General features: G+C 51.9%; 20 protein-coding genes. 9 read left to right on the plus strand and 11 right to left on the minus strand.

All coding sequences use genetic code 11. The features are described from left to right. Window positions 1–5: 5 nt before the first annotated feature. From ABJT94_RS12740 to ABJT94_RS12750, 3 genes are all read right to left on the minus strand, one after another. A complete protein-coding gene (locus tag ABJT94_RS12740; RefSeq protein WP_348476273.1) occupies window positions 6–1,271 on the minus strand; it encodes an extracellular solute-binding protein in 1,266 nt (421 codons plus the stop codon). 314 nt (window positions 1,272–1,585) lie between these two features. Then, window positions 1,586–3,241: a SulP family inorganic anion transporter gene (locus ABJT94_RS12745; RefSeq protein WP_348476275.1), complete on the minus strand. Its 1,656-nt coding sequence runs from the start codon at window positions 3,239–3,241 to the stop codon at window positions 1,586–1,588. Window positions 3,242–3,623: 382 nt separating this feature from the next. Then, on the minus strand, window positions 3,624–6,047 hold the full coding sequence (locus ABJT94_RS12750) for a glycoside hydrolase family 3 C-terminal domain-containing protein (protein ID WP_348476276.1): 2,424 nt from the start codon (window positions 6,045–6,047) through the stop codon (window positions 3,624–3,626). A 316-nt stretch (window positions 6,048–6,363) separates the two neighbouring features. Between ABJT94_RS12750 and ABJT94_RS12755 the strand changes: the two genes are divergently transcribed. Next, window positions 6,364–7,398, plus strand: a complete 1,035-nt coding sequence (locus tag ABJT94_RS12755; protein WP_348476278.1) for a helix-turn-helix domain-containing protein — start codon at window positions 6,364–6,366, stop codon at window positions 7,396–7,398. A gap of 17 nt (window positions 7,399–7,415) precedes the next feature. Here the strand turns inward: ABJT94_RS12755 and ABJT94_RS12760 are convergent, their stop codons facing one another. From ABJT94_RS12760 to ABJT94_RS12770, 3 genes are all read right to left on the minus strand, one after another. Then, on the minus strand, window positions 7,416–7,877 hold the full coding sequence (locus tag ABJT94_RS12760) for a hypothetical protein (RefSeq protein WP_348476279.1): 462 nt from the start codon (window positions 7,875–7,877) through the stop codon (window positions 7,416–7,418). Window positions 7,878–8,121: 244 nt separating this feature from the next. Next, a complete protein-coding gene (locus ABJT94_RS12765) occupies window positions 8,122–8,412 on the minus strand; it encodes a DUF1330 domain-containing protein (RefSeq protein ID WP_348476280.1) in 291 nt (96 codons plus the stop codon). 102 nt (window positions 8,413–8,514) lie between these two features. Beyond that, window positions 8,515–8,970, minus strand: coding sequence for a CopD family protein (locus tag ABJT94_RS12770; RefSeq protein ID WP_348476282.1), 456 nt, complete (start codon window positions 8,968–8,970; stop codon window positions 8,515–8,517). A gap of 496 nt (window positions 8,971–9,466) precedes the next feature. Here ABJT94_RS12770 and ABJT94_RS12775 point away from each other — a divergent pair, with 496 nt between their 5' ends. Continuing rightward, complete coding sequence (locus ABJT94_RS12775; RefSeq protein WP_348476283.1) at window positions 9,467–10,744, plus strand: aerolysin family beta-barrel pore-forming toxin; 1,278 nt, start codon at window positions 9,467–9,469, stop codon at window positions 10,742–10,744. Window positions 10,745–10,884: 140 nt separating this feature from the next. Here ABJT94_RS12775 and ABJT94_RS12780 read toward each other — a convergent pair whose 3' ends face one another. Next, window positions 10,885–11,454: a redoxin domain-containing protein gene (locus tag ABJT94_RS12780; RefSeq protein WP_348476285.1), complete on the minus strand. Its 570-nt coding sequence runs from the start codon at window positions 11,452–11,454 to the stop codon at window positions 10,885–10,887. Between the two features lie 863 nt (window positions 11,455–12,317). Between ABJT94_RS12780 and ABJT94_RS12785 the strand changes: the two genes are divergently transcribed. The 3 genes from ABJT94_RS12785 (at window position 12,318) to ABJT94_RS12795 (ending at window position 15,548) form a co-directional block, all read left to right on the plus strand. Continuing rightward, window positions 12,318–13,283: an ABC transporter substrate-binding protein gene (locus tag ABJT94_RS12785; RefSeq protein ID WP_348476287.1), complete on the plus strand. Its 966-nt coding sequence runs from the start codon at window positions 12,318–12,320 to the stop codon at window positions 13,281–13,283. A 158-nt stretch (window positions 13,284–13,441) separates the two neighbouring features. Further along, window positions 13,442–14,479 carry an ABC transporter permease subunit gene (locus tag ABJT94_RS12790; RefSeq protein ID WP_348476289.1) on the plus strand — a complete coding sequence of 346 codons (1,038 nt, stop codon included), beginning with the start codon at window positions 13,442–13,444 and terminating at the stop codon, window positions 14,477–14,479. 10 nt (window positions 14,480–14,489) lie between these two features. Then, window positions 14,490–15,548, plus strand: a complete 1,059-nt coding sequence (locus tag ABJT94_RS12795) for a betaine/proline/choline family ABC transporter ATP-binding protein (protein WP_348476290.1) — start codon at window positions 14,490–14,492, stop codon at window positions 15,546–15,548. Window positions 15,549–15,638: 90 nt separating this feature from the next. Here the strand turns inward: ABJT94_RS12795 and ABJT94_RS12800 are convergent, their stop codons facing one another. Both ABJT94_RS12800 and ABJT94_RS12805 read right to left on the minus strand, forming a co-directional pair. Further along, a complete protein-coding gene (locus tag ABJT94_RS12800) occupies window positions 15,639–16,127 on the minus strand; it encodes a DUF1456 family protein (protein WP_348476291.1) in 489 nt (162 codons plus the stop codon). 256 nt (window positions 16,128–16,383) lie between these two features. Further along, window positions 16,384–16,554 (minus strand): DUF1328 domain-containing protein, encoded by a 171-nt coding sequence (locus ABJT94_RS12805; RefSeq protein WP_348476306.1) that lies wholly within the window; start codon window positions 16,552–16,554, stop codon window positions 16,384–16,386. A gap of 1,146 nt (window positions 16,555–17,700) precedes the next feature. Between ABJT94_RS12805 and ABJT94_RS12810 the strand changes: the two genes are divergently transcribed. Both ABJT94_RS12810 and ABJT94_RS12815 read left to right on the plus strand, forming a co-directional pair. Next, a complete protein-coding gene (locus ABJT94_RS12810) occupies window positions 17,701–18,171 on the plus strand; it encodes a hypothetical protein (RefSeq protein WP_348476292.1) in 471 nt (156 codons plus the stop codon). Window positions 18,172–18,278: 107 nt separating this feature from the next. Next, a complete protein-coding gene (locus ABJT94_RS12815; RefSeq protein ID WP_348476293.1) occupies window positions 18,279–19,361 on the plus strand; it encodes an endonuclease/exonuclease/phosphatase family protein in 1,083 nt (360 codons plus the stop codon). Window positions 19,362–19,364: 3 nt separating this feature from the next. On the opposite strand, the gene ABJT94_RS12820 is transcribed toward ABJT94_RS12815, so the two are convergent. After that, on the minus strand, window positions 19,365–19,601 hold the full coding sequence (locus tag ABJT94_RS12820) for a hypothetical protein (protein WP_348476294.1): 237 nt from the start codon (window positions 19,599–19,601) through the stop codon (window positions 19,365–19,367). A gap of 38 nt (window positions 19,602–19,639) precedes the next feature. Then, window positions 19,640–20,377, minus strand: coding sequence for an NAD(P)-binding oxidoreductase (locus ABJT94_RS12825; RefSeq protein ID WP_348476295.1), 738 nt, complete (start codon window positions 20,375–20,377; stop codon window positions 19,640–19,642). 140 nt (window positions 20,378–20,517) lie between these two features. On the opposite strand from ABJT94_RS12825, the gene ABJT94_RS12830 reads away from it, so the two are divergent. Together ABJT94_RS12830 and ABJT94_RS12835 are read left to right on the plus strand one after the other, a co-directional pair. Beyond that, window positions 20,518–21,405: a LysR family transcriptional regulator gene (locus ABJT94_RS12830; RefSeq protein WP_348476296.1), complete on the plus strand. Its 888-nt coding sequence runs from the start codon at window positions 20,518–20,520 to the stop codon at window positions 21,403–21,405. Window positions 21,406–21,408: 3 nt separating this feature from the next. Beyond that, window positions 21,409–21,918 carry a methyl-accepting chemotaxis protein gene (locus ABJT94_RS12835; RefSeq protein WP_348476297.1) on the plus strand — a complete coding sequence of 170 codons (510 nt, stop codon included), beginning with the start codon at window positions 21,409–21,411 and terminating at the stop codon, window positions 21,916–21,918. Window positions 21,919–21,954: the final 36 nt, after the last annotated feature.

Here is a 21,954-nt window from a genome sequence, read left to right on the forward strand (position 1 = left end):
CAGAATTATCGGAAATCCCAGGCCTGCTGTACCCGATCGACCGCTTCTTCCGGTGAAATTTCACCGGCAAACAGCTCAGCCGACACATCATTGATCACACCGCCCACATCGGCGCCCAGCGCCTGATCCCAAAACACCTGATGCCAGGAGGAGTTGGCAATATTCTCAGCAATTTGCTTCATGTGCGGGTCTTCAACGGCTTCAGCCGCACCATTGGCCACCGGAATGATGATGCCCGCTGCAGCGAGTTTGCGTTGTTGTTCTGGCGCCAGGAAGAACTCCAGCCAGCGCACGGCTGCATCACTGCCATTGCCCGAGGTAAAGGCCCAGCCATCGACACCGCCCAGCGTCGCGGAAGGGTCACCCATGCCACCGTCCACCATGGGGAAATTGAAGTAGCCCAGGTTGTCACCAGAGACACCCTCGCCGCTCTCGGATTCGGAGGTTTGCACACCGATATCCCATTCACCCATCAGGTGGATAGCGGCCTGCCCGTTCCCGAACACACCGGCGGCTTCGTTATAGGCCATGCCCCGATAACCGGGCTGAAAAGGGTCGAGCTCTGCCAGGCGGCGCAGCTCTTCACCTGCGCGTACGTAATGCTCGTTATCGAAGCTGGCTTCATCGGCCAGTATCGACTGGAACAGATCCTGCCCGCCAATGCGCATGGCCAGGTAGGTCCAGTAAAAATGCAGCGGCCAGCGTTCAGCACCGCCAGCGGCGATGGGGGTGATACCGGCCTCCTTGAGCGTACTGACTGCATCCAGAAAGTCATCCCAGGTTTCAATGGTATCTGCATTGACACCGGCCTGTTCGAACAACGACTTGTTGTACCAGAAGCCGACCTGTGCCAATCGGTAGGGTGCCCCATAGAGCCGGCCGTTGACCTCAAACGCTGACATGGCGCCCGAGCCAATATTGGCTCTCAGGCGGTCCGCCTTGTCAGTGATGTCTGCAAGCAGGCCCGCTTCAGCGCGTACCCGGTAATTGCCGCCACCGAAGCTCCAGTAGAGATCGGGTTTGGCGTTCGATTGCAGCAGCGTGGGCAAGCGAGCCTTCATGGCATCGTCGTCCATAAAATCCAGTTGCACGGTGATGTTCGGGTTTTGGGCTTCGAAATCGACACGGATTTCATCCCAGGTATCGCGGATGAACTGATCCTGCTGGTTATGCAGGACAGTCACTGTTTCTTCAGCGACCAGTTGCGTACTGCACACGGCCAGCAAGGTGCCGACGCAGGTAGATACGACTAAGTGTTTGAGCTTGAGCATGGGGCCTTCCTCTGGTTGTGATGGTTTTTTGTTTTTCCCCTGAATGAGTCAGGGCGGCCTTTAATTTCACCTCTCAAACTAAATTAAACACAGGACGCTGATACTGTCAAAATATTTTCGAGTGTCGAGTTAAATCGATCACCATTCGGGGTTAGGGGTTGTTTCCCGGAACAGAGGGTGATTGGCCGTTAAAAAAGTCAAACAGCTCGGACTGGCGCGACTCGTTCGTTGCACGCACGAACGGAGATTCAGCTTTGAGAGGGTTTTAGGGGGCTGACAGAATGGGGAGGGGCTGGCTGCAGCCCCGGAGCAGGTTACTGCGGATGTGAACGAATGGCCTCGCCCGCCAGGCGCAAGGCCTCTAACCGCGATGAACAGACGTGATGGGCCGGGACCATATCAAACAGCCCAACGCCCTCCAGAAACCGCGATGTCTCCTGAGCAGGGCGAACTATAAACACCTCCTTGCCGGCGTCCAGAGCATCCTTGAGCGCGTTTTCAATAGCCAGGGAGACGGTGGCATCGACCAGTGGCACGTCGCTGATATCCACCACCATGGCGGTGCAACTCATGACGGCATTGTGCTCCCGTGCAATAGCCTTGGACACCCCAAAAATCATCGGCCCGCTCAGGTACAGCAAGAGCAGCTTGCCCTGGGCTTCATCGAGCAACTGCTTTTCTTCATTGTTCAGCGCAATGGCGTCGTCAGAATCGGTAATGGTTTTGATGTTTCGGGTTTGTTCGCGGCTGAGCCGTTCAATGGTGATGATATTGGCGATGAAAACCCCCAACCCCACCGCCACGATGAGGTCGAAGAAAACGGTTAAAAACATCACGCCATACATGATGAAGGTGGCGTTCCAGGAAACGCGGTGTGCACGCTTCACGAAACTCCAGTCCAGAATGTTGATGCCCACCCGCACGGCAATACCAGCCAATACCGCCAGTGGAATGCTCTCGGTCAGTTTCGCGGCCCACAGGATGACGACCATTAACACGACTGCCCGCACAATGCCCGACAACGCCGACCGCGCCCCGGTTTGAATGTTCACCACCGTGCCCATAGTGGCACCGGCACCGGGCAAACCACCAAACAGGCCCGAGACGAAATTACCTATGCCCTGCCCGACCAGTTCTTTATCGGATTTATGCTCCTGACGGGTAAGGCTGTCGGCGATGACCGCGGTCAAGAGCGCATCAATACAACCCAACGTGCCCAGCACCAGGGCGTCTACGATCATCTCGCTCCATTGGCCCCAACTGAAAGTGGGCACAACCATGGAGGGCAGACCCAAATCGATCTCGCCGATGCGGCGCACCTCAAAAAAACCAAGAATCGTCAGGGAGAACAGTGTGCCTGCGACCAGGGCGATCAGTTGGGCGGGAACGTAGCGGGTCCACTGCTTGGGCGCGAAAAACAGAATGCCAATGGTGAAAGCACCCAATATGAATTCGACCGGCCTGGTCGAGGTTAACAGCCCAGGCAAGGCCGCCAGAGTGCCCGTCACACCGCCCGGCGGGCTCGGGTGACCGAGGAAAGGAGCCAGCTGCAGAATGATCAGAATAATACCAATACCGGACATAAAGCCGGAGACCACACTGTAGGGCATTAACGTAATGTATTTGCCGAGCTTGAGTGCCCCCAGCGCGATCTGAAACAACCCGGCCATCATGACCACGGTAAACGCCATGGCCCTGCCGTTTTCCGGGTTATCGGCAATCAGGGTGGTGAGTACGGCCGTCATCACGACCGTCATCGGGCCGGTGGGCTCGGAAATGAGCGTGGACGTGCCACCAAACAGGGCCGCAAACAACCCAACCAGCACTGCCCCGTAGAGCCCGGCCTCGGCACCGGCACCGGACGCGACGCCGAACGCCAGCGCCATGGGCAAAGACACCACCGCAGCCGTCAGGCCACCGAAAATGTCACCTTTTAAGTTATCGAACCGAATGTCGTTAAACAGCTGCATGGGTCTAATGGTCAGTGCCTGATGATCCTACCTATACAGTCTAAGGCATGACACTTCAGAACACACCGGGCAGCAGTGCATTCACCTTGTCCCATTCGTTAACAATCCAATGCCATTCTGGACAGTGGCTGCGCTACCCCGTAGCACTAGAGAGACTCTGCATTGAACAACACCTGGCACCCAGGGCAAAACCCGTAACGCTCCGGGCACTGGATACCAGAGCCGTACGCAGGCATGAACTTGATAGCCTAATCGCAGACCCAAGACTGGTCGGCAAGCCCATGGCAGAATGGTTCAACTCGGGATAGCAGAGCTACCCCGGGTTTTACAGCATCTCCTGAACTTACCGGCTTGGCGCCTTGGCAGGTGCGCCTATATCACATCAGTCATTATGAACGGTCTCGAAATCACCTACCGTATCCGGCAGTGACAAAGCACCCGGAGTGGTTTCATCCACAACGATCTCACTAGTGACCGAAAAGGTCACCGGATAGACACCGTCCGTCTCTGATGACTTGCTGATGTAGGCTCTATACAACCCAGGCTCAACCACCCATTGGTTTCTAGCAGGGTCGAAACTGGACAACCATTTTGCGGTAACATCAAAGACCAAAGTCTGGTCCTCGGCCGGTGCCAACAAGGCTGTCTTGGCGAAAGCCTTAAGCTCGGCCGCCGGCTTATCCAGGCGACCGGAAGGAGCCGCTATGTATACTTGAACGATGTCTTTACCGGCAACATCACCAATGTTGGTCACATCAACCGAGAACGAAACCTTGCCCTGAGCCCCTTCAGAATTAAGGGTATTATCTACCAAAAGGGGAGAACCGTACTCGAAGTCTGTATAGGAAAGGCCGAACCCAAACGGGTAGCTCACCGGTTGATCAAAGGTATCGTAGTAACGGTATCCAACGTAGATGCCCTCATTGTAATAATGGGTATCTACCTTTCCATCTGCATCGGTATCCACCCCTGGAAAACTGCTGGCTGAAGGGATGTCTGCGTAAGCAACCGGGATCGATTGTGTGAGCTTTCCGCTAGGGTTAACCTCACCAGACAGAACATCGGCAATCACATTCCCGGCTTCTTGCCCGGGCAAGTAGGCCAACACGATTGCATCAACGTTATCTTGCCAAGATTCCATTTCAATAATGCTTGCCACGTTTAATACAACGATGACTTTTTTACCCTGTGCATGCGCCGCAGTAGCCACATCTTCAATCAGGTTGGATTCATCAGCAGACAGCAGGAAATCCCCTTCCGCATTCGCTCGATCCCTGCCTTGCATTGAGTATCGACCGATGCTGATAACAGCCACGTCATTGCCAGTAACATAGTCTTCAATTTCCAACGGGGTAAGCGGAGGCTCGCTGCACTCTATAATGGTAGACAAGCCATTAAAATCCGTTTCTGACTTATTGGCAGAAAAGTGATCCTGGTAAAGCGCGCTAAGCTCAGAATCTACGGTAAACTGAGCGGCCAGTCCGTCCAGGATATTAACCGTATAGGCTGCGTTAACATCCCCACTGCCATACCCTCCTTTTAGCGTATTAACCTGATTAATTCCAAAAGAAGCGATGCGGGAAGAACGGTCAATTGGCAATACATCCGAATCATTCTTCAGCAGGATAATACCTTCACTGGCCGATGTTCTCGACAACGCGGCATGGGCGACCAGATCAGGGCGACTTGAAAACTCGTAGCCCTGATTAGACGGTGTTTTCAACGACTGCGTCAGCACCCGAACTGCACTGGATTTAATCGTCTCTTCATCCAGCTCACCAGACTCATAAGCATTTTCAAGTTGCTGAAGCGCGTCCACTTCGCCGTACCGATAGGCCAGCGCTACCCCGCCTGACTCAATCAGATCATTACCTGAACGAATCATCTCGGGGTAGTTCCCATCTCCGGCCCACCAGTCACTCATAACGAGCCCGTCAAAACCCCACTCATCTCTCAATACTGTTGTATTAAGATCTCTCCATTGACCCGAATAATGGCCATTAACCTGATTCATCGCTGTCATCACTGCCCACGGGTTGGACTCAGCAACTGCGTACTCAAACCCACGCATATATATTTCACGCAACGCTCTTGGTGAAATTATATTGTTCACGAAGTTACGCGAGGTCTCTGCATTATTGGCAACAAAATGCTTAATGGTGGCACCTACACCAACCGACTGAGCACCATTGACGGCAGACGCGGCCATCATCCCAGAAAGCAATGGGTCTTCAGAGTAATACTCAAAGTTCCGCCCATTCAGAGGGTTACGTTGAATGTTAAGGCCGGGGGCCAACCAGAAATCCAGACCATACTCTTTAATCTCAGCACCTATTGCCCTACCGACGGCTGCTTGTATATCGAGGTTCCAGGTTGATGCAAGCAACGTACTGACTGGAAATGCTGTTCCATAGTAGGTATTACTATCGCCGTCTCGAACAGAGTCTATTCGAACTCCTGCGGCACCATCTGCTAGCTTTACAGCGGCAATATCGAGGCCGGTACTCTCATTATAGACACCATTGATATACCCGACTGTACCCGGTATGTCGTTTTTGACATTAGTGAGCGCTTCATAATTGGTTCCAAACGAAAAATCTGGTTGAAGTGCGTAACCTGGCCCAACCAGCATATTCATCTGCTCATAGGCTGACATGCGGGCGACCAGCGACTCTGCCTTTTCCCTGAATGTCTCACTACCGGCACCCGAAAGGGGGGACGTGTCACCAGACGTTGTTCCTGTTTCACAGCCAGCAAGAACGAACACAGATCCGATAGCCGTAGCCATCAACGTAATTTTGTTCATTAACGAATTCCCGTATTTATTATTGTAGATGCATGAACGCACCCACATTATATGCGGGGAACTAAAGCAAACTATCCAATACAGAGCAGATAGTTACCACTTTGGAGCAAGGGTGAGTTCTAGGCGAAGTTTTCCGCCAATGATCAACGCTTTTGCCTTCTGAGCATAGCCAATAGAAGACCAATAGGGCTTGGGACAGGAGCAGTCACAGACGGTAACAATTGTTACTCTATGATACAGAAAACCGCCTTATCAGCTAACAACTTTATGTTAGAAATAGCTGCCAGCAATAGCACTATTGGTCAAGGCACGTTAAATGAACAATAAAAGTGTTTCCAATATTATCTATCAAGGCACTTATGAAAAATCCAAGAGCAGCAAAAAGCTGAAAGCGGTATTTGACACATGTGACATCACGCCATATGAAATGGAAAGGCCCTATGGGCGAATAGTACAAAAGAAGCACAATTACCTGTTAAATCAGCTATGCCATGACCAGGAGAGTGAACATTATGTTATAACCACGCTGCTTGAGAACACCATACCAACCTATCACTGTCTATTTCCAGAGCTGATCAGCTACTGCGTCAATCAAGAGAGTACAGAACAAGCCATTAGCACCTTTATCAAAAACGCGTGCATCATTGGCAACTGCGATTACTTCACTATCAGCCAAAACAGTGATAGAACCAAAATATCCTACTTAACATCCAATTCCGGAACAGCACATCCTATTAATGCCCTGGGGAATATTGCATTACTGTCGGATATTATCCACCTTTATTCACCCAAGGCACCATTGGCTATTAGTTTGACCGCCAAGAACCTGATCAAAAAGCGACATTTTGATGAAAAGTTTGAGACCAGTTGCGTGCTAGACCAGAATGAAAACGCAATTATCATTAATAATAGCGACCTGGAAAAATCTCAAAGTTCATTTAACAAAACCCTCCATATATTGCAAAAAGAACAAATAAATAGGATCAAAAGGAACCTTTTCTCAGCAGGAAATCTATCCAGCTCTGTCGCCGAAATAATCTTTAATTCCATCTATTCAAAGAGAATATCAGAGCAGAATGAGGTTTTGAAAATTCTATGCAATGCGCTGCAAGTAAGTCGCTGGACATTAAACAGAAGGCTGAGTTCTGAAGATACGCACTTCAGCTTGCTACTTTCTGAAGTCAAGCTTCAGGTGTCAATAAAATTACTGACCGAAGAAAGGTTAACGATACAGGAAGTTAGCGACTGGTTGGCTTTTTCTTCGCACTCCGCCTTTTCCCGTTTTTTTAAAGCCAAGACGGGGCGCTCCCCTAGAAGCTATCGCGAAGCAACCGAAGTTGATCATCGGTAAACCATTGCATTTATCGTTTACTCGTCGTCTTCGAATTCACGCCTGGCATTTACCCAGGAGTCACTCATTACCTGGTAGGCGTCCGTGAAGCCCTTTTTCATTTCATCCCAGGCACCGGCCGAGCTGTTTCTGAAGTTGTCGTACCAGCCTGCCAATTCGCTTCTCTGCTCGCGCAGTCGATTCAGGTTGGCCCTGGCATCCTGGCGAGCTTGCTGGCTCATTGACTCCCAGTTATTGTCGATACGGGCTTCGAGCTCGTTGATCTTACCATCGAGTCTTTCCAGTGCCTGACCAGCTTTTTCCACGGCCTCGTCACGCTGGTTGGCGGTGTATTGACTCAGCGTGTTTATCAGCTCCCTGGTCTCTTGTTCGACATCTTGCGCCGTGACGACATCATCATCGGATTTCGCACAGGATGCTAACCCCAGCCCTAAAGTCACTGCTATAAGTACTGCTGTAAAAAAAGAAAGCTTATTCATCTTGTAACTCCTGCCAATCCTGCTATCGGTAACCGGTCTCTAACAGAGTAGCGGCCTGAACACATAACTGGGCGTGTGTGAGTTGTTTCTGATGCATACTTTTAAGCTCCGGAACACGTTTTATGACTGGGTAGGTCACATCAGTCAATGGCCTCTCGGACGACTCACTTTTTTCGGCCGTTCACTGTACAACCTTTAACGACGGTCTTTGACTTTGATCATATATTAATCGATACATATAGCCCTAGCTTCCCTCTACAATGAACAACGTACATTCTGCGTTATCGGTACGTTTGGGTTTCACCGGAGCGTATTCTTCTGAATCCACAAATGCCTGCGCGCTTTTCATGTCCGGGAATTCGATGATGACAATCCGGGAGGGAGACCAGAGCTCAGTTTCTCTGACATCCATCAAACCCCCTCTTGCCCGATAAACACCTCCGAACTTTTCGGCGATCGGCTTAGCCAGTGTCTTGTATTCCTCATAAGCCGTGTGATCTTTTATCTTGGTATCTACGATTAGAAATGCGCTCATTGTAAAAACTCCATATTTTAGTGGGTGGTCAATACCAATCTCAACTGTAATTCCCAACTGCACACGTCGACATACACCGAATTAATATACGCATAAACGGTCCTACAGATAACCACCTCCGGCCCCGATTACCACTACGATAATCCCAAGAATCAGATTGGTGCCCACGAGCTTGCGAATCTGTCCGACCTGCCGTCCGGCCTCCTTTGGGTCCTGATTGGCAACGGCCAGCTTTAGCCTGCGGAAGGGGGCAAAATAGACGTGCAAATAAAGCAGCATCATGACAATCCCCAGCCCCTGCATGACATGGATATGCCAGCCGGCACCAGCCATGCCACCGAACACGCTAAAGAGCATCCAATAGCCTGTTACCAGCAACAGAATCACGGCTACCCATACCCACCGGAAAAAGCGGGACAGGGTGTGACACCAGAGCATACCCCTCTGCGACTCATTAACCACCTCGACCACGGCCGGTCTCATGGCCATATAGGCGAAGAACATGCCGCCAACCCAGATCACGGCAGAAAGAACATGCAGCGCGATAGCCAGACTCATAAAAGCAACTCCTTGATTAGATAGGCGTGTGATGAGCATAAGCTTTTAATAGTGTCATGTCGCCGATGCACCACAATTGCATTTTAATCAGCCGACACTCCAGCTGATAGGTCTAAGCGATGATGCGTGCTCTATTAGCCAGCGCGTCCACTAGCCATTCGAGCTAGTGCGGTGCTATGGAATTGCGAGAATACCCACCAGAAGGTCATAGACCATACCTATTAGATGAGCTTCCCCGATAGATGCACGGTGTGAGTTTGTCGTTAGCACCGCACCCATCAAAACGACGACCATCGCACAAAACACGACTTCGTCTTTGCACACTGAACGAATCTTCCGTAACAATGTTTACGTTGTAAGACAATTCCAAAAGGAGCTGGAGTTGCCGCAGTACGTCGACCGGCTGGCAGCAGCCGGTCGATGGGGCGTTGCCGCCAAACTGACTTGAAGGCAGCGCTGCGAACGACTGCCGAACACAAAAACAAAGGATAACAACATGACTCTACCCAGCTCTAAGGCCACCCTGGCCGTCGCGCTGACCGGCGCGCTGTCTTTTCCTCTAGCTGTACAGGCTGAAATCAACGACGACATACCGAATTACCCGGATAAGCTGTATGGCCAGCAGGATGCCGCCAGCTTAAAATACACCATCATTTCCGATACCGAGTTCCACAGGCCACTTGCCTACCTGGCCCACTATCTGGGTTATGCCTGGACAGGCGGTACCGGTTCACAATACGTTGGCGAAGACCTCAGCATCTACCAGGATAACAGCAGCCAGTACACTCTGCAGGCCCGCTACAACAGCAACGACCCCTACTCGGGAGGGTATCGCGCCAGTGAGCGCCTGAAGATGCAGCTTAAAAACATCCGCTTCGTCACCAACCCATCCGACCTCGAATTGGGTGAACCACAGGTGTACAACCGGGTGCCGATCAAAACCGTCACCTATGAAATACGCAACGAAGGCAATACAACAGACACCAAAGTCGCGACACTGACCTACGATGAAACAGAGAGCTGGTCCAAAGAAGAAAACTTCTCGTTCTCCGAGACCATCGGCATCACCAACACCTATGAATTCGATTTGGGTGTAATGGGTAACTCAACAGAGATCAGCGCTGAATTCAGCGCCACTCAGGGGTGGAGCGAAACCAATGGTGAAACCAACACCGTATCTCAAAGTGCGCAGTATCGGGCTGAGATGCCACCGCGCACCAAACGCGAAATCACCATTACGTTCTTCAAGCAAACTGCAGACATCCCGTACACCTCGCAGATGTACATGGACTACGACCTGACCTACGAGAACTTCCTGCGTTGGGGTGGCAACGCCCGGACAGATCATCCGACCAACCGGCCCTGGGAGGTTTATACCTTTGGTGATCGCAACGGATACAGCGCAGCCGAGGATGTGCTCGATCAGTACCTGCACCGGCAGATCAACGGTTACAGCCAATGGGATTGGAACTGGATGATCAATGAATACGGGGCGGGCTCCATTCAATGGGCCCTGGGCAACATCACCAAGCGGGCGTACGGTGCACCGATGAACGGAAAATTCACAGCCATTGATGCCAGCCAATACAACATCACCGCTGGGCCAGCGGTGCCGCTCGATTCAATCTCGAAACAGGATCAACCATCCGACCGTATTCGGCGCAGCACCGACAATGGCGAAGCAACCCTGCTGAACGTTGAGAATTATGACTGGGAGGACCGAGTGACCAATGTCAACCTGACGGTCGAAGGGGCTCTGCAGCAGTCTATGTGACCTGGCTGCCTGTTTTGGGTGAATGTGCCTCGGTTTGCCGGTGGCATCTCTGAATCCGGTGGCGGGAACCCTTACCCGCCTAGTGCCTGTATACCGTTAGTCGCTCTGAAAATCGCCGAGCGAGGGTAGTGAAAGCGGGCTCAAGCCACGCGTTTCACGGTATGGTTTTTCGCCCCCGGAGCCTGAATAAAGCGTTGAACCTGTTTCATGGGCATGTGATCACTGGTATCGCGGCCATACCAGCAGTCTACGATGTGGCCCTTTTCGTTGATCAGAAAGTCGGCGGGTACCAGCTTCACATTCGGGTTCTTGGAGGGGTAGCCGCCCTTTTTCATGCCCATGAAGATGCGCGGCAATTTAAACAGCAGCGCCTTGAACAAGGCAAAACTGGAATGCTCAACCCCGTAACGGTTGTAGATCTCAAGATCTGGGTCTGCCACCAGCCGGAAAGGCCTTGGGTGCCGGGCTACGTAGTTGCGAACTTCATCGTTCGTAGAACTGAAAACCGCGATAACCTCAACATTGTCCTTTTGCCACTCTTTATAACGATGGGTCAATTCATACACCCGGAAATTACAGAACGGACAGGCAGCGTCCCGAAAGAAGCACAGCATCACCTTTTTGCCTTTAAAGGCGCTCAGCTGAATGGGCTCACCGAAAACATCTTTCGTGGAAAAGTCGATTATGGCTCTGGGGGCTTGAAGTCTCATAGCGTATCTCTTGTGCAACGGATTGACGATCTAACCCATGGGTACTCCTCAAACCTGATACTGGATGCTGAAAGGGGGTGAAAAATCGCACTCTACTGGGTTGCGAACCGTCTAGAAAACGATCGTCAGACGTGGGAGGTTCATCATCGAAAGGCCAGAGAGGGCCGTCTCGGATGCACTGTCGAGCATTAGGGCCGTGCGCATCGTGCGCATATCGACACGACGACTGACCGTTTGATGTGCCGGGGATAATCCGGTTCTCACCACAACATGGATCGACGGAATCGCCGCAATGCCCAGAACAATGCTATCACCCGAGTCAATTACCACCGGACTAAACAGTGCCCACTTAGCGTTGACATAAATATGGTTCCATTTCGTAAAATAATTCTACACATCTCTCTTAGGCGCTGATGCTGCGCGACAAGCGGTTTTTCAACAGGCTTGCTGAGTGTTGTCATTACATTCTGAAAACCAAAAAGTGCGTTAGAAATTTGGAATCACGTCACAAATGCACTAGGGTACGCCGCCTCGACGCTGAAGAGGTTTACCGTTTGCGAGCTGCCACGAAATCGACAATCAGAAGCACCCTGTCACTCGCTGCCACTGCGCCTGTGATTGCTGGAGCGCTCTGTACTCTCACTTTGGCACGCATACGCCCCCTCAGTATCCGACTGCAATCGGCCACCGGCCACCCCTCTCTCTTTCCGCTCAGCACGCGGCACCCTGCCCCCAGTATCCGCGCGGGTATTCGCGACGGTCGCAGTATCGCCCGATTCCTGGCGCCGCCGGTGAGCGGTCACTGAGCAACAGCGTTACTCAAACGCTGATTCAAATTTTTCTGCAACACTGGAGTACTCTGTATGCGTAAAACAACCCTGGTAATGGCGGCGAGCGCGCTGTCAATGTCATCTGCGGCATTTGCCGATTGTGGCGAAGTGTCGATTACTGAAATGGGCTGGGCTTCCAACGAAGTGGTTACCGGTGTCGCAACATTCCTGATGGAAAATGGATACGGATGTGACGTCACCGTTGTTCCTTCCGACACAGTCCCCGCCGTAACGTCGGTCGCGGAAAACGGCGAGCCCGACATTGTCACCGAGTTATGGCTTAACTCGACCGGCGAAGTCTACAACCGCCTGGAAGAAGAAGGCCGTATTCAACGTCTTGGGCGGGTGCTGGAGCCCGGCGGTGTGGAAGGCTGGTGGATTCCCACCTATCTGGCCGAAGAACACCCTGAGCTGACCACCATTGAAGGGGTAATGAACAACCCGGAACTCGTCGGTGGCATGTTCAATAACTGCCCGGACGGCTGGGGCTGCCGGGTCGTGAGTGACAACCTCGTACGCGCACTGGAACTGGAAAGCAGCGGTATTGAGGTGTTCAACCACGGTTCTGGCCAAACCCTGGCCTCATCTATGGCATCAGCCGTAGAAGACGGTGAACCCTGGTTTGGCTACTATTGGGGCCCGACTGTACCGCTTGGCAAATACGACATGACCCGCGTTGAACTCGGTGAGATAGACGAAGACATTCACGCTCGTAACCAGAACCAGAATGCGGACAACCCAGGCGTATCAGACTTCCCGGCCGCACCCATTCTAACCGCCATCACAACAGACTTTCAGGAACGCGAACCTGAAGTGGCCGACATGCTCAGCCACCTGAGCTTCGACACCAGCGTGATGAGCTCCATCCTCGCCTGGATGGATGAAAACAACGCCTCTGGTGAGGAAGCGACCGTTTATTACCTGCAAAACTACTCCGACGACTGGTCACAGTGGTTGAATGACGATGCACGGTCGAATCTGGCTAACCTGATCAACTGATCGTTCAGGTACCTGCCTCTTATTTACGGGGCGACCAGGCGTCGCCCCTTTTCTTATCAATGGCAAGCGGGGCTGACTGAAAACCGATAGCAGGCACCCTGCCTTTTCGGTTTTCAGACAGGTCTGCCTGCCAGACACTCAATGGATCGATCAACACTATGGCAGTATACGACTCTGTATTTTCCAGCCTGGGCCTGAAAGACTGGTGCGACAGCAGCGGGCAAGATGGCCCCATGTCCATGGCTGATTTGATGAATCAGAACGCGGGCGCAGAAGACGATGCACCTGTCTCCGCCTGGGATTTCCCCTTCCCCTCAATGGACGCACTCAACGACGCCTGTGGGTCTTTTCCACAATCCAGAGATTTGACGCAGGGGCTCGAAGAGGGCTTTCTGGGCGCGAAAGATTCAATGAGCATAGTGCTCGACCCGTTAACGCAACCGCTGAGCTGGATGCTCGACGGGACGCTTTACACGATGCTGTCTACACCCTGGTGGATTGTAATTCCATTGCTCCTGTTTGTGGTGAAACTGGTGACTCAGTCCTGGAAACTGGTCGCCTTTGTTGGCGTCTGCCTGGGCGGCCTGGCGTTTATAGATCACTACGAATACGCGATGCAAACCTTGTCTATCATCTTCGTGTGCGCCTTTATTTGCGTCCTGCTTGGGGTGCCCATTGGCATCGCCATGTCCCGAAGCGACACCATGCAACGCCTAACCGTCCCAGTGCTCGACATGCTGCAGACACTGCCTCCCTTTGTGTATCTGATACCGCTGATCTTCCTGTTCAGCGTGACAGAATCCAAGCTCTACGGCATCGCGATTATCCTGTATGCGATCGTTCCAGTGATTCGTCTGACCAACCTAGGCATACGCCTGGTCGACAAAGACATCATCGAGGCGGCAAATGCGTTTGGCATGACAGACCGGCAAAAGCTCTACAAAGTACAGATTCCACTCGCCCTGCCCAACATCATGGCCGGGGTGAACCAGACCATCATGATGAGCCTGGCCATGGTGGTGATCGCCTCACTGGTCAGTGCGCCGGGGCTCGGCGTGCTTGTGTTGCGTGGCATTCGTAACCTGGAGCTCGGCGTCGGTCTCGTGGCGGGATTGGGGATTGTCGTGCTTGCGGTCATTCTCGACCGGGTCACCAAGGCATCACTGGCACGCATCGATTCATCGAGAAAGGACTGAGGGTAACCGCATGAATGATCATCCAATCAGAATTTCGATTCGCGAACTCTACAAGATATTCGGCGATGACCCTCAGAAGGCGTTGGACCATGTGAAAGCTGGGATGAGTAAGGCCGAGCTGTTGGAGGAGCATGGTCATGTGCTCGGCTTACAAGACATCAATGTCGACATGCGCGAAGGCGAGATAACCGTCATCATGGGACTCTCGGGGTCCGGCAAGTCAACCCTGATCAGGCACCTTAACCGGTTGATTGAGCCGACCGCCGGCCGTATCGATGTCGATGGCGAAGACGTGCTTCACTATAGCGACCAGCAACTGCGTGAATTGCGACGCCAGCACATGACCATGGTCTTTCAGAATTTTGCGCTGTTACCGCACTGGACCGTACTCGACAACGCCGGTATGGCACTCGCCACCCGAGGTTTCGAACGCGGTGATTACGAAGAAGAAGCAACGAAGTGGCTCGCCCGTGTGGGGCTGGAGGGCAATGAAAACCAATACCCGCACGAGTTATCCGGCGGTATGCAACAGCGCGTGGGAATCGCCCGGGCACTGACCTCCAATGCGCCCATTATGCTGATGGACGAGGCCTTTTCAGCGCTTGACCCGCTGATCCGGACTGATATGCAAGATCTGCTTATTGAACTGCAGCGCGAATTGAAGAAAACCATCGTGTTCATTACGCACGACCTGGACGAAGCGCTGAAACTTGCTGATCACCTGGTGATCCTGAAAGAAGGCTATGTTGTCCAGCAGGGTGAACCCCAGGAGATCCTGATGCAGCCGAACGACCCGTACATTATGGATTTCATCAGCGACATCAACCGGGCTCGAGTGCTTCGTGTTCGTTCGGTCATGGACACCACGCAAACCGCTTCCGGTGACTGCGCCGGGGAGGTAGACGCTGACGACAACCTTGAATCGGTTATCGCACGGTCGGAAGGCGACACCTCTTTTACCTATCGGGTCATGCAGGGTGGCGAGCCGGTCGGCATGCTCAGTATGAAACGACTGGTACGCGCCCTCGTACCAACCGATGCCAGCCAGGAACGCAGCAACGTTCAGTAATTCATGAGAGTAGGCCTTGCACCTGTGATAACAAACAGCCGCTTGCGCCTACACTTACTGAAACCATAATCAATTGTGCACCTAGACACCTCACCTGGCAATCGGTTCCGAACTGGCATCCCCTGGCCTTAGCTGCAGCTGTACTCCGAGCAAAAAATTACGCAGCACCTGATCTTTGCATTCCCGGTAATTCGAGCTTTCTGGTTTACGGAAAAAAGCGCTAAGTTCATGCTGGCTAAGGTCGAGATCGACCAACTTTAGAATGTCCAGGATGTCGTCAGCTTTCAGGTTCAACGCAATTCGGAGTTTCTGGAATACCTTATTATTGTTAAGCTGGCTTTCTGGCTCTGGCTGCTGACCATCACGTTTGCCCCGCTTGAAATTGATGAAACCATTAAGAAACACAGCCAGTTCTCTGTCCGTCATTTTAAGAAACTCACTGTCTTCTTCCTTTCTCAGCCAGCCAACCACCTGCTCCGCGGTCACCTCGAAGTCGGCCAGGGCGAAGATATCGATCATTGTTCGGTCTTTCAGATCGAAGGTATAACGTACGCGTCTTAGAATATCATTATTGGTCACAATACAGTTCCTGAGTTTGGGAACACAAAGATCATAGGTAGGGTTCCGGAATAGACCGGCATATTACCATAACCCTGAGCTATAACCTTCGCTTAACAACAGATATTCCGTCTTGCACATGCCATGAGCCCCTTTCCACCCCAGAGTCGGTTATTGCACACGAGTGGACACAGGAAAACAGCCCCTTAAACCAGAGAGGCACCACTAAGCTATTCAACCTCTCTGCCAGGTATTGCACAATACTCCGCAAGTGATGTTATGGCCCCCGCCCTTTGGACACGTGCATGATCATTGAGATAACAAAGAACACTAAAAAGACCATAAACAGAATTTTTGCAATGCCAGCAGCCGTGCCAGCAATACCACCAAACCCCAGCACAGCCGCTACAATCGCAATGACAAAAAATGTAACCGCCCAAGACAGCATAATACGCTCCTTTTCGTTAACAACATTAGCTTGCAAGCTACGTACTCTTACAAGCATTCAGACAACGTAATTTTCTATGAAAACCACCCTAGTCGAAGCCCATCGACAGGTCAAAACCGTCAACAGCGATTGTCAGGCGCGTACATACTTACGAAATGCATTCCAGAATGCATCCACTGATTGAATAGAACGCTATACGCCCGTGAAACAAGGCTTTCTGTGGGCAAAGAAAATAACCAGAATTTTCTAGGTAAAGCGATTGATATCGGATACTCAGAAAATACGGACTAACTTACCTGGTCGATTTACAATACTCAGACATCGATTTGACACTGAATACAAAAATCTGACAGGTTTCTTCCGCTTCCTGTGTGGTGCTGGCAGATCACCCACACAAACATCAATTGCTTGTGGTTCCCTACTCTTCTTGACGCCAAGGGCTTACATTTCCGTTCGCACGCACCGAGATGGTGCATCCCATCGTCTGTACGCAATAAAATCACTCAACCCGAAGCATGAGCCTTCCACGGCAGCGAACAAAAACAACAGTCATTCCAAAACCGCAGCAATCATTTTTCACTTTCAAACGATTTTACAAACGATAGCGCCATACAGTTCCGTTCGAAAAGTTGACTGAACCTAGAAAACAGGACCGAGAATACCGTGTAATCTCTGCATCCAAAACATAGGTTTGGTTCGTCTCGTGCGGTAACGAAGCTGGCCGGTGGTTAAAATGACTGACTACCCATCGGCAACACACTTCATGAGAAACCAACTGAGTGCTGCTTACTAGGCTGGCACTTACTTTCGATAAACGCCAAACCCTTTTATGTTTTTTTGTAGAGAGATATGTTTATGGATTTCCTTAGCTTTATCGTCCTGTCCGCTAAATGCGCAGGGCTATTCATTGTATTATTGGTTACGCTCAAGCTCACGGTCAGAAAGCCTCGTGCGCTTTCAAGCCGCAAAGCAAGTCAGCCAATGGCCAAAATACCGACACTGCGGCTCAAATTCAGCTCTGCACGAAACCTGGAATTTGAGTGGACAGGTGTTGTTGGCGCATACCAATATCAACTGTTGGAAAAAACAGACGACTTCTCAGGGTATCAACCCATTGGTCGACCCAAAAAACCCGGAACGCGTGGCTTGACCTGGACAATCCCGTTACACAGCCGCCTCAATGCGAGGTACATACTGCGAGCCTCTCACTACGACGGCTCCATCGATTCCAACTCGGTACATGTGGGTGACCAACTCATCAGCGTACTGCGTCGACCGTCCAGTACTGCCGAGAGCCTGGGCTTTATTGCTCATCTAAGTCATGGCGGTCGCACACTGACCCTGGCTGAAGACGATCACTCGCCCACTCTCCCGGAAACCTATCTGGGCGCTACGCATGTCTTTGAATTCGATAGCTTCGGCCATTGGGTAAAGCGGGCATATGTTCAGTGGGCGACTATTATGACCCAAGCGACCCATGCATCCATCGAACCCGAGAAAACGGCATTCCATGTTGTTCCGTCTCCCGATAGAGCAGCCTCGCCTAACCGTAAACACTCCTGGTTAAGTGGTTATGGCTATTCAACACTGTCATTGTTCAGTTACAACCAGCCATGATTTCCTGGCTTCCTTGCTGGCTATTGAGCGGCCCTGGGGCTATACGAGACCCAAAGCCACAACCTGTGGCATCATGAGGCGTTAATCGCATTCAACCCGGGAACAGTATGATTGCTTTGTTTGCCGTACTCAGCGCCATCCTTTTGGCTCTGACGCTTCTGCCATTATGGAAACACCCGCACTGGGTTGTGCGGGTACTGGACTTCCCACGACTGCAACTCGCGATACTGGCTTTGTTGCTGGGATTAGCAGAGCTCTACTGGTTGCCCATCACACCATTCAGTACCCTGCTTATCGCTAGCAGTCTATTTTGCCTGGTATGGCAGGCCCGTTGGATTGCACCCTATACGAGACTCTGGAAAATTGAAGTCAGAGCAGCACGCGATATTCAGGAAGACCGCTGTTTAAGCATCATTACGTCGAACGTTCTTACTCCCAATAGAAAAGCAGAGCGCCTTATACACCTGGTAAAAGAACGGAAGCCCGACATTCTGGTGACCCTGGAATCTGATCAATGGTGGCAGGACCAGCTCGACATCCTTGAGTCAGAGATGCCTCATACCCTTAAATGTCCCCTCGATAATTTGTACGGCATGCACGTCTACTCCAGACTGCCACTCGAAGATACCGAAATATCTTATCTGGTTGAAGACAGTATCCCTTCCATGCATGGGCTGGTTCGGCTCCGATCTGGAGAAGGAATCCGCGTGCATTTTTTACACCCTTCGCCACCAAGTCCCACAGAAAATGAAGAATCCGCGGAACGTGATGCCGAACTGGTGATTGTCGCACGCAGTGTGGCCAAACGCAGACAGCCGGTCATAGTAACTGGCGACTTGAATGATGTGGCGTGGTCCCGAACAACCCGCCTTTTCAGAAAACTGAGTCACTTGCTGGACCCTAGAATAGGCCGTGGCATGTTCAACACCTTTCATGCGAAATGGCCCTTTCTCCGCTGGCCACTGGATCACATTTTTCACAGTGAGCATTTCTCAATCGTTCATATTGAACGGCTTCCGACTATAGGGTCTGATCATTTCCCGCTGTATACGCGCCTGCTGTTTACACCACAACACAATGGCGATCAGGAAGGCATCGACGCAGACAAAGAAGACAAAGAGTTCGCGGATGATATTGAAGATGATCAGTCAGTTGGCCGTGAACAAGTGCCAACGCCGGGACGCAGGTAACCTTCAGCTCAGCCGATAAGGCAGCGACAAACCACTGGCGCCAGGCTCGCCCTTTACGGTCATTGAACTACTATCGTGAATGTCATCATCAACGGTATCGGCGATACTGGCATGGTGACTGTAAAACTTACGGGGCGTCTCTACTGATGGCGTTTCTTTTGGTGGCCACACAAGCAGCATAACCAGCAAGCCGATAGGTACGCTCATCAGCAATAATAATGAGTACGGAGCATATTTCACACAAAGTCTCCTTATCGGAAATGGGTTAACAGCCAAGTTCATTCGGCGTTATACACGACGGGCATCTGGCCCACCCACTTCTGCCACTCGTTCGCTTCACAGGCCAGTCTAGTCATAAAATGGGCCACATTGATGCGGCTAACCTGGCCGGAGTTGAACACCACCCCTCTAACCGGCGAAGGAAAACACTCATAACTGCTTACCAGGTCTTGGTTCACCAGGCCGTCGGGCCTCACCGTGACCCAATGGATGTCCGGATGATTCTGACCAATATCCTTTCTCAGCAACTCTGCGGCCAATTCATTATCCCGGTGAGGAGGCAACAGTAGACGAACAATACTTATCACCAGTCGATCCCCAATACTCAGCTTCTCATCCAGATCACGGTTGGCGTTGCCATTGGTGTTCATCAATATGAACCTGGTTGGAGGCCGTTGTTCGGCCCGCTCACGACGGGTGCGAATGATCGACTGCACCATCCGTTCGACGGCTTCACGGCACAACAGCCTGGGCGCGCCATACAACCCTTTGAGCGTCAGGTTATGGCCCAGGCAGGAAATCGCACCGTCGCAGCCAGAAATCAGGGTATCCAGCTCGCTTTCCGCCATGTCCAGCAGACTGCCGGCGGTCACTTCCAAGTTCGGGTAAAGGCTCACTTCGCTCTGGAGAGCTGCGGGGTTGCGCGCCACAGTGACAACATGATGCCCCTGCTGCAACAACAGCGTTGCGACATGCCGTCCGGTTGCTCCAGTTGCTCCTGCGATAAAGAATTTCATAGCATCTGCCTCTATTGTCCAAATGTCGGAAACGTCGTAGTCGGTTAACAACGTTGACCGAAGGACGATTTAGAGCCAGTATACCCATACATAAAGGCAGTCAAATTACCCAAAAAATACTATGAGGTATGCGTTAACGTATGGATTGGAGTTCGATACAGTTTGACTGGAACAGAACACGGGCGTTTCTGATTGTGGCCGAAGAAGGGTCTCTTTCGGCTGCTGCCCGGTCGCTGAACATGTCCCAACCCACTCTCGGCCGCCAGATTACGGCCCTGGAACAGGAACTGAATGTCACCCTGTTTGAGCAGGTCGGCAAGCGCCAGGTACTGACCCAAAGCGGTCAGAAATTGGTGGGTTATGTGAAGCAAATGGCGGAAGCGGCGAATCAACTGTCGCTAATGGCGCTCGGGCAACGAACTGATTTGTCGGGTCTGGTCACGGTCTCTGTCAGTCAGTTGGACGCTCTTTATAGACTACCGCCGGTTATTCGGACGATCCGCCAGGTTGCACCCGACATCGAACTGCGGATCGACGTATCCAACGAGGTTGCCGACCTAAAAAGACGGGAAGCCGATATCGCTGTTCGCAGTTTCAGACCTGAGCAGAGTGATCTGATCGCTCGTAAAATTGCCAATGAACCCATAGGCTTATTCTGCTCACCCCAATACGCCGAGAGATTCCCCGGGGTTAGGGAACTTAATGACCTCCGACATGCAGACTTTATTGGTTACGACCTCAGCAACAGCATAAGAGACCATCTTCGTAGCCTGGGTGGTGACAGCGATACCTACCGTTTCCCGATTATCACTGAATTCCAATTGCTGCACATTGAACTGGCAAAACTGGACCAGGGCCTTATTTTTTTGCCGACGGATATTGGCAGTCGAATTCCGGAATTAACCTCGTTATTTCCCAAAGACCAGCCAGTGATGGAGATCCCGGTCTGGCTGGTGTGTCACCGCGAACTGCGTACTAACCCGGGCGTAAATCTGGTATTTAATGCCCTGGCTGATGCGTTATTTTAATAAGTGACCCACACTTTAAACACGGCGGTTCAGTTGCGTGACGGGCAGGGCCGTGGATTTGCCGTGGTGGCATCTGAGGTGCGTACCCTGGCTGCTCGTACCCAGACAGCCACGACGGAAATCGATGAAATGATCAGCGGGATTCAAGCCGATACCAAAGACGTTGTCATGACGATTGATGCGGCGCTGCCCCAGGTTGAGTCAGGGTCACAGTCAACGAAGGAAGCGGCCGAGTTGCTTGAACAACTGAGGCAGGGCGCCGACCAGGCGCTGGAGCGCGTTCGGGAAGTGGCCAACGCCACCCGTGAGCAAAGCCTGGCCAGCACGGCCATTGCCGAGAAAGTTGAACAGGTTTCGATGATGGTCGATGAAACCAGCCAGGCCATGCAGTCAACCTCGGTCAATGCGAACGACCTGAACCGCATTTCACGGGAACTGAGCGAATTGGTCAGCCGTTTTAGGCTATTAATCCACCGCTGCCGCCTCTGGGTTCAAGCGCCCGACTGCTCGTAAAACAACAGCGAAGCATACGGGACTCAGAGGCTGCTC

It is taken from the genome of Saccharospirillum sp. (assembly GCF_039982735.1).
Classification (GTDB): Bacteria; Pseudomonadota; Gammaproteobacteria; order Pseudomonadales; family Natronospirillaceae; genus Saccharospirillum.